This window comes from Ectothiorhodospira lacustris (genome assembly GCF_022227785.1).
GTDB lineage: Bacteria > Pseudomonadota > Gammaproteobacteria > Ectothiorhodospirales > Ectothiorhodospiraceae > Ectothiorhodospira > Ectothiorhodospira lacustris.
Window position 1 is genome coordinate 1 of record NZ_JAJNQM010000104.1, and the last position, 9,077, is coordinate 9,077.

Sequence of the window (9,077 nt, forward strand, 5' to 3'; positions counted from 1 at the left end):
AAGAAGGCCGATCGTCTGATCCTGGCCACCGACCCGGACCGGGAAGGCGAGGCCATCTCCTGGCATCTCCATGAACTGCTGCAGGAGCGGGGGCTGCTGGACAACAAGACCACCGAGCGGGTGGTCTTCCATGAGATCACCCAGCGGGCGGTACGCGACGCCATCGAACATCCCCGCGAACTGTCCAACGACCTGATCAACGCCCAGCAGGCGCGCCGCGCCCTGGACTATCTGGTGGGCTTCAACCTCTCGCCGCTTTTGTGGAAGAAGATCAAGCGCGGCCTGTCCGCCGGCCGGGTACAGAGCCCCGCCCTGCGCATGATCGTGGAGCGGGAAGAAGAGATCGAACGCTTCGTCACCCGGGAATACTGGACCCTGGACGCCCTGGCGGCCAAGGACGACAGCCCGTTCACCGCCCGCCTGCAGATCTATGCCGGCCGCAAGCTGGAACAGTTCGACATCAACAACGCGGCCGACGCGGACCAGACCCGCCGGACCCTGCTGGCCACCGCCCAAGGCCGTCTGCGGGTGGCCAGGGTGGAAAAGAAGCAACGCCGCCGCAACCCGGCACCGCCGTTTACCACCTCCACCCTGCAGCAGGAGGCGGTGCGCAAACTGGGCTTCTCCGCCAGCCGCGCCATGCGCGTGGCCCAGCAGCTCTACGAGGGCATCGACCTGGGCTCCGGCCCCGTGGGCCTGATCACCTACATGCGTACCGACTCCTTCACCCTGGCCAAGGAGGCCGTGGAGGAGATCCGCACCCTGATCGCCCGGCGCTACGGCAAGGACAAAGTCCCCGATGGCCCGCGCCAATACAAGACCAAGTCCAAGAACGCCCAGGAGGCCCACGAGGCCATCCGCCCCACCTCGGTGCTGCATCTGCCCGATGAGGTGAAAGCCCATCTGACCACCGACCAGTTCAAGCTCTATGACCTGATCTGGAAACGCACCGTGGCCTGCCAGATGATCCACGCCACCCTGGACACGGTGGCCGCCGATCTTGAAGCAGGCAGTCCCGAGCATGTCTTTCGTGCCACCGGTTCCTCCGTGCGCGACCCCGGCTTCATGGCCGTCTACCGGGAAGACCAGGACGACGCCCCGGTGGAAAGCGATGAACGTTTGCTGCCGGAACTCAAGGAAGGCGAACAGGTGACCCTGAACGACGTGCAGGCGGATCAGCACTTCACCGAACCACCGCCCCGCTACTCGGAAGCCAGCCTGGTGAAAGCCCTGGAAGAGCACGGCATCGGCCGTCCCTCCACCTATGCCTCCATCATCAGCACCCTGTTGCAACGGGAATACGCGGAACTGTTGAACCGGCGCTTCGTGCCCACGGACATCGGCCGCATCGTCAACACCTTCCTGACCCAGCACTTCACCCAGTATGTGGACTACGACTTCACCGCCCGGCTGGAAGATGAACTGGACGAGATCTCCCGGGGTGAGAAGGACTGGATTCCGGTGATGGAAGGCTTCTGGAGCCGCTTCCATGAACAGGTGAAGGAAAAGGATGCCTCGGTGACCCGCGAAGAGGCGGTGCAGGCCCGGGAGATCGGCACCGATCCCCAATCCGGGCGCCCTGTCTCGGTGCGTATGGGACGCTATGGACCCTTCGTGCAGATCGGCACCAAGGAAGATGAGGAAAAACCCCGCTTCGCCGGCCTGCGTCCCGGCCAGAAGATGGACAGCATCACCCTGGACGAGGCGCTGGCCCTGTTCCAGCTGCCCCGGGAGTTGGGGGAAACCCCGGAAGGGGAACCGGTGAGCGTGAACATCGGCCGCTTCGGACCCTACGTGAAGTTCGGCAGCCGCTATGCCTCCCTCAAGAAGGAGGATGACCCCTATACCATCGAACTGCCCCGCGCCCTGGAGTTGGTGGCGGAGAAGAAGGAGATCGATGCCAACCGTTTCATCCAGGTGTTCGAGGAAGCCGGCATCCAGGTCCTCAATGGCCGCTACGGACCCTACATCACCGACGGCAGCAAGAATGCCCGCATTCCCAAGGACGCAGACCCCAAGGCCCTGACCCTGGAGCAGTGCCGCACCCTGCTGGCGGCCGCCCCGGAAAAGAAGGGCCGGGGCACCAAGAAGGCTGCGCCGAAGAAGAAGGCCGCGACCACCAAGCCGGCGACAACCGACAAGGCCACGGGCACGAAAAAAGCCGCAGCCGGCAAGCCCAGGACGACCAAAGCGGCCTCCGGGAGCACGACCCGTTCCCGCAAGACTGCCGCGACCAAGGCCACGGATCAGGACAAGCCCGCCGCCGAAGGCGGTGTCGGCAGTTCCCACTGATGTCCTGATCCATGAACCGACGACTGACGGATATCGCCGACGCCGCCGCACTGATTCGTGGCGGCGGCGTGATTGCCTATCCCACCGAGGCGGTATTCGGTCTGGGCTGTGATCCCCGTAACGAGATTGCAGTACACCGGCTGTTGCAGATCAAGCGCCGCCTGCCCGACCAGGGCCTGATCCTGATCGGGGCGGACTTTGTTCAGCTCGCCCCCTTCCTGCGTCCGGTAGACGCCCGGCTGCAGGTACAGGCCATGGCCACCTGGCCCGGTCCTCACACCTGGCTGTGGCCGGCCCGGCCGGACGCTCCCCGCTGGCTCACCGGGGTCCATGACACCCTGGCAGTGCGCATCACCGACCACCCCCTGGCGGCGGCCCTGTGCCGAGCGGCGGACATGGCACTGGTCTCGACCAGTGCCAATCTTTCCGGTCAGCCACCCGGGCGGGATGCAGACACCGTGAATGCGGCACTGGGCGAGCTGCTGGATGGCATTCTGGAAGGCCCCACCGGCGGCCGGGAGCATCCCAGCGAGATTCGGGATCTGCAGACCGGCCGGCAGATACGGGGCAGCTGATCCCATGGCCAGCACTGTCTCGCCCCGGATTGAACCCGTTCTGGATTATTTTCGCGACCTGCAGGACCGGATCTGCCGGACCCTGGCCGACAGGGACCCGGTCGCCGTCCGAGTGGATGATGTCTGGACCCGGGAGGAAGGCGGCGGCGGCCGCAGCCGGGTGATGCGACAGGGGGCGATCTTCGAACAGGCCGGCGTCAACTTCTCCCACGTCTCCGGCCGCAGCCTGCCCCCCACCGCTACGGCCCATCGCCCGGCCCTGGCCGGACGCCGCTTCCAGGCCGCGGGGGTATCCCTGGTCATCCATCCCCTCAATCCCCATGTTCCCAGCTCCCATGCCAACGTGCGCTTCTTTCTGGCGGAAAAGGACGACGAAGATCCGGTGTGGTGGTTCGGCGGTGGCTTTGATCTCACCCCCTATTACGGCGTTGACGAGGACTGCGTCCACTGGCATGACCATGCCCGCTCCCTGTGCACCCCCTTTGGCGAGGGGGTGCACCCCCGCTTCAAGCAGTGGTGCGACGAGTACTTCTATCTGAAACATCGCCGGGAGCACCGGGGGATCGGCGGGCTGTTCTTTGATGACCTGAACGAATGGGGCTTTGAACGCTGTTTTGAATTTGTGCGCGGTGTGGGGGACGGCTACCTGCCCAGCTACCTGCCCATCGTGGAGCGGCGCCACGGGACGCCTTACACCCAGGCCCAGAGGGATTTCCAGCTCTACCGGCGGGGGCGATACGTGGAGTTCAACCTGCTCTATGACCGGGGCACCCTGTTCGGGCTGCAATCGGGAGGGCGTACCGAATCCATCCTCATGTCCCTGCCGCCCCTGGTGCGGTGGGAATACAACTACCAGGCGCCGCCGGGGAGTCCGGAGGCGCTGCTGCTGGAGCGGTATCTCACCCCCAGAGACTGGGTCTGAGGCGGGAGTCCAAAGTCATCACCCGGCACTGAATTCCCGCTTTCGCGGGAATGACGGAACGACGGAACGACGGAATGCCAGAATGACGGAATAACGGGATGAAGGGATGAAGGGATGAAGGGATGAAGGGAATGACGGATTCAGGGCATCCTTACCAGGCCTGCTTCAGTCCGTGGCCGGTGCCACCTCGGGAAACTCATTGAGCACCTTGTCCGTGCGCGGATCCACTTCATAGAGCTTCACCCCATACCCCCACAGGGTGGCCAGATGCCGCAGTACCTGGCGGGCATCGGACTCTTCCAGCAGGCGGCCATCCACGGCGCGATGCTCCAGGATCAGCCGCCGATCTCCGGACAGGTCCACGTCCACCACCTGGATGTCCGGCTCATGGCGGGCCAGGTCATACTGGCCCGACAGGGCCCGGCGCACGTCCCGATAACCCCCGTCGTCGTGGATGGCCTCCACCATCAGATTCGCCTCGTCCGCGTCGTCCCGTACCGAAAACAGACGCATGTCCCGCATCACCTTCGGGCCCAGGAATTGAAGGATGAAGCTCTCGTCCCGGTACTCGGCCCAGGCCTGCTTCCAGGTGCTCAGGAAGTCCCCGTTACCGGCGATGTCCGGGAACCAGCGCCGGTCTTCCTCGGTGGGGTTCAGGCACATCCGCTTCAGATCCTGCAGGATGTTGAAGCCCAGGGCATAGGGGTTGATGCCCGAAAACCGGGGATCATCGTACTCCGGCTGGAACACCACATTGGTATGGTGGTGCAGAAACTCCATGAAGGCCCCGTCAGTCAGCCGTCCGGTCTCGTGCAGGCGGGTCATGAGGTGATAGTGCACTGACGTGGCACAGCCCTCGTTCATCACCTTGGTCTGCTTCTGGGGGTAGAAGTACTGGGACACCACCCGCACGATGCGCAGGATCTCCCGCTGCCAGTGGTGCAGCCGGGGGGCGCGCTTTTCCAGGAAATAGAGCAGGTTCTCCTCCGGCAGTCTCAGGGCCTCCCGGCGTTTATCCAGCGCCTGCACCTGGGGTGCCGGCTGGTCGGGACGCTGGGGCAGGGTGCGCCACAGATCGCTGAAGGTCTGTTCTTCGTAGCGGCGGCGCTCCTTCTTCCGCTGCATCTCCTGATGCAGGTTCAGGGGCTGGCGGCGGGGATAACGGTGTACCCCGTGGGTCATCAGGGCATGGGCGGCATCCAGCACCCGCTCCACCTCCCGCTGGCCGTAACGCTCCTCGCACTCGGACACATAGGCCTTGGCAAAATCCAGATAGTCCAGGATGCCTTCCGCGTCGGTCCAGGAACGGAACAGGTGGTTGTTCTTGAAGAAGTGGCTGTGACCGAAGGCGGCGTGGGCCATGACCAGGGTCTGCATGGTCATGGTGTTCTCTTCCATGATGTAGCACAGGCAGGGATTGGAGTTGATGACGATCTCGTAGGCCAGGCCGGTCATGCCCTTGCGGTAGTACATCTCGTCGCGGGCGAAGTGCTTGCCGAAGGACCAGTGGCGATAGAACAGGGGCATGCCCATGGAGGAATAGGCATCCAGCATCTGTTCCGAACTGATGACCTCTACCTGACTGGGATAGGGGTCGAGACCCATCTCGTCGATGGCCACGCGCTCGATGGCATCGAAGGCCTTCTTGATGAGCGGATAGTCCCAGTCGGCGCCGGTGTAGAGGGGGGTGTCTGCGTTCATGGGGCTCATCCTCCTAGCGCCGCAATTCCACTGGGGTGAACAGATCCCGGAACACGGGGAAGATGTCCGCCCGGGACTTCACCTTGCGCATGGCCAGGGGTCGGCCGGCCTTCACCAGCCGCTCATAGACCTGCCACAGGTCCGTGGTCATCTCCCAGCCCCGCTCTTCGGCCACCTCGATGTAGGCAAAGTATCGACACACCGGCAGGATCACCGACTCCATCATCTCCACCACTGCCGGGTTGTCCGCCGGCGTGTTGTCGCCGTCCGAGGCCTGGGCGGCATAGATGTTCCAGTCCGCCGGGTCATAACGCTCCCGCAACACCCGCTCCATCTCCTCCAGGGCCGGGGAGACCAGGGTGCCGCCGGTCTCCCGGGAATAGAAGAAGGTGTCCTCGTCCACTTCCTGGGCGATGTGGGTGTGGCGGATGAAGACAATGTCCACATGCTGGTAGCGGCGCTGCAGGAACAGGTACAGCAGCATGAAAAAGCGCTTGGCCAGGTCCTTCATGTCCTCGGTCATGGAGCCGGAGACATCCATGAGGCAGAACATCACCGCCTGGGAAATGGGCTTGGGCACCGGGTCGAAGCGGTTGTAGCGCAGGTCGATGGGGTCGATATAGGGGATCCGCTTGGCACGGACGATCTGCTCCTCCCGCAGCTTGATCAACGCCCGCAAACGCTCCGGGTCTTTGCCGGAGCGCTCCAGGCGGTCGATCTCCTCGTCCAGGACCCGGGTCTCCTCCCGCCGGGGGCGCTTGAGGGCCAGGCGCCGGGACAGGGAGTTGCGCATGGTGCGGGCAAGATTGAGGTTGGAGGGGGAGCCGGAGACGGAATAGCCGGCCCGTTGCAGGCCCTGGTGTTCCACCTTGGTGAGCTGGGTGCGGACCAGGTCGGGCAGTTCCAGGTTCTCGAAGAACAGATCCAGGAACTCATCCCGGCTGACGGTGAACTGGAAGACATCCTCCCCTTCGCCCTGGGGACTGCCGCCGCGACCGCCCTGCCCTTGCCCACCCTCGGGACGGGCGATGGCGTCTCCGGCCACGTACTGCTTGTTGCCGGGCACCACGTGGCGGCGCAACCCCTTGCCGCTGCCCTTGCGGAAGCCGGGCTCCTGCAACCCATCGGCCGGGATGCTGATCTCCTCGCCCCCCTGCCCGATGTCCGCCACCTTGCGCCGGGCCGAGACATCCCGTACCGCGTCCAGGATCTGACGCCGGGCACGGCCGATGAAACGCTGACGATTGGCCAGACTCTTGTCCTTCGGATTGAGACGCCGGTCGACGATATTGACCACAGTGCCCCTCCTCGTGCAGCCGGGCCGTCAGCCCGCCTGTTTGACCCGCATGTACCATTCCACCAGACGGCGCACCTGCCGCTCGGTGTACCCCCGCTCCACCATGCGCAAGACGAACTCGGTGTGCTTGCGCTCCATGTCGGAATCCGTCTTGGCACCGAAGCTGATCACGGGCAGCAGGTCTTCCACCTGACTGAACATGCGCTTCTCGATCACCTCCCGGATCTTCTCGTACGAGGTCCATGAGGGCATCTTCCCCCCCTGACTCGCCTGGGCCCGCAGGGCGAACTTGACCACCTCGTTGCGGAAGTCCTTGGGATTGGCGATGCCCGCCGCCTTCTCGATCTTGCTCAGTTCCTGGTTCAGGGCCTGGCGGTCCAGCAGCTGACCGGTGTCCGGGTCCTTGAAGTCATGGTCCTCGATCCAGGCGTCGGCATAGGAGACATAGCGCTCGAAAAGGTTCTGGCCGAAGTCGCTGTAGGACTCCAGATAGGCCTTTTGGATCTCGTGGCCGATGAAGTCGGCATAACGGGGCGCCAACTCCGCCTTGATGTACTCCAGGTAGCGCCGCTCCGTGTCCTCCGGGAACTGCTGGCGGCGGATCGACTGCTCCAGCATGTAGAGCAGGTGCACCGGATCGGCGGCCACCTCCCGGGTGTCGTAGTTGAAGGTCTCGGACAGCACCTTGAAGGCAAAGCGGGTGGAGACCCCGTCCATGCCCTCGTCCACCCCGGCCACGTCCCGGTACTCCTGCATGGACTTGGCCTTGGGATCGGTGTCCTTGAGGCTCTCGCCGTTGTAGACGCGCATCTTGGAGAACAGGTTGGAATTCTCGTGTTCCCGCAGGCGGGTGAGGATGGAGAACCTGGCCAGAATGTCCAGGGTGGCCGGGGCGCAGGGGGCATCCGCCAGTTCGCTGGACTGGATCAGCTTCTCGTAGATCTTCTCCTCCTCCGTGACCCGCAGGCAGTAGGGCACCTTGACCACGGAGATGCGGTCGATGAAGGCTTCGTTGTTCTTGTTGTTCTTGAAGCTCTGCCATTCCGATTCGTTGGAATGGGCCATGATGATCCCCTGATAGGGGATGGCGCCGATGTTCTCCGTGCCCACGTAGTTGCCTTCCTGGGTGGCGGTGAGCAGCGGATGGAGCATCTTGATGGGGGCCTTGAACATCTCCACGAACTCCAGCATCCCCTGGTTGGCCCGGTTGAGACCGCCGGAATAGCTGTAGGCATCGGTATCGTTCTGGCTATAGAGCTCCAACTTGCGGATGTCCACCTTGCCCACCAGGGAAGATATGTCCTGGTTGTTCTCGTCCCCGGGCTCGGTCTTGGAGACGGCGATCTGGCGCAGGCGGGAGGGATAGAGGCGCACCACGGAGAAGCGGGCGATGTCGCCGCCGAACTCGTCCAAGCGCTTCACCGCCCAGGGAGAGATGAGGCCGTTGAGCCGACGCCGGGGGATGTTGAACCGCTGCTCCAGGGTCTCGCCCATGACGGTGGGGTCAAACAACCCCAGGGGACTCTCGAACACCGGCGAGATCTCGTCACCGGCCTTGAGCACATAGATGGGATGCTTCTCCATCAGGGCCTTGAGGCGCTCGGACAAGGACGACTTGCCGCCCCCCACGGGGCCGAGCAGGTAGAGGATCTGCTTGCGCTCCTCCAGCCCCTGAGCCGCATAGCGGAAAAAGCCCACGATGCGCTCAATGGTCTCTTCCATCCCGTAGAAATCCTCGAAGGCGGGATAGATCTTGATGGTGCGGTTGAGAAAGATGCGCCCCAGCCGTTCATCCTTGGCGGTGTCCAGCACCCTGGGCTCGCCGATGGCGGCCACCAGCCGCTCGGCGGCACTGGCATAGCGCATCGGGTCATCGGGGCATCCTTCCAGGTATTCTCCCAGGGACATCTCCGTCTCCTGGCGTTTCTGGTATGCGCGTGCGTACTGCGCAATCAAGGCTTCAGCCGAATCCATCGCAATCACCCCCTCGTTATGGAGTCAGATGACACTGCGTTGACCTATGCAAGATAGGGACCACAGCCGAACGTCTGTCGCACTCAACCCACCAGGCCGCCCCCTGGGTATGGGACCCGGCCTACCGGCAACCTGAACGGGAAGGTGGATGGGCTGCCCGGGTACTTTTTAAACCTGACCCGTGGGCTGTCTTTCCGGTTGGACGCCGACCGGCCCGCACAGTTCCTGTGCAAGGTCGGCTTTTTGCCACAGGATCGGGCGCCCGCTCTGCATGAAGCATAGTACAGTCATCGGACTTTCCCCGAACCCGCGCCGG

At 63.8% G+C, this 9,077-nt stretch carries 6 protein-coding genes; 3 read left to right on the top strand and 3 right to left on the bottom strand.

The window, feature by feature from the left end; genetic code table 11:
* From LQ952_RS14505 to hemF, 3 genes are all read left to right on the top strand, one after another.
* Positions 1–2,292, top strand: a 2,292-nt coding sequence (locus LQ952_RS14505; protein ID WP_238623337.1) for a DNA topoisomerase I, incomplete at its 5' end; no start/stop codon positions are given.
* 11 nt (positions 2,293–2,303) lie between these two features.
* Positions 2,304–2,867, top strand: coding sequence for an L-threonylcarbamoyladenylate synthase type 1 TsaC (gene tsaC, locus LQ952_RS14510; RefSeq protein WP_238623338.1), 564 nt, complete (start codon positions 2,304–2,306; stop codon positions 2,865–2,867).
* Between the two features lie 4 nt (positions 2,868–2,871).
* Positions 2,872–3,789, top strand: coding sequence for an oxygen-dependent coproporphyrinogen oxidase (hemF, locus tag LQ952_RS14515; protein ID WP_238623339.1), 918 nt, complete (start codon positions 2,872–2,874; stop codon positions 3,787–3,789).
* Positions 3,790–3,954: 165 nt separating this feature from the next.
* On the opposite strand, the gene LQ952_RS14520 is transcribed toward hemF, so the two are convergent.
* From LQ952_RS14520 to LQ952_RS14530, 3 genes are read right to left on the bottom strand one after another with little or no spacing between them, the layout of a single operon-like run.
* Positions 3,955–5,490: a SpoVR family protein gene (locus LQ952_RS14520; RefSeq protein WP_238623340.1), complete on the bottom strand. Its 1,536-nt coding sequence runs from the start codon at positions 5,488–5,490 to the stop codon at positions 3,955–3,957.
* A 13-nt stretch (positions 5,491–5,503) separates the two neighbouring features.
* The gene (locus tag LQ952_RS14525; protein ID WP_238623341.1) at positions 5,504–6,787 is read right to left on the bottom strand and encodes a YeaH/YhbH family protein; all 1,284 of its coding nucleotides are present in this window, start codon (positions 6,785–6,787) and stop codon (positions 5,504–5,506) included.
* A gap of 27 nt (positions 6,788–6,814) precedes the next feature.
* Positions 6,815–8,761 (bottom strand): PrkA family serine protein kinase, encoded by a 1,947-nt coding sequence (locus LQ952_RS14530; protein WP_238623342.1) that lies wholly within the window; start codon positions 8,759–8,761, stop codon positions 6,815–6,817.
* Between the last annotated feature and the right edge of the window lie 316 nt (positions 8,762–9,077).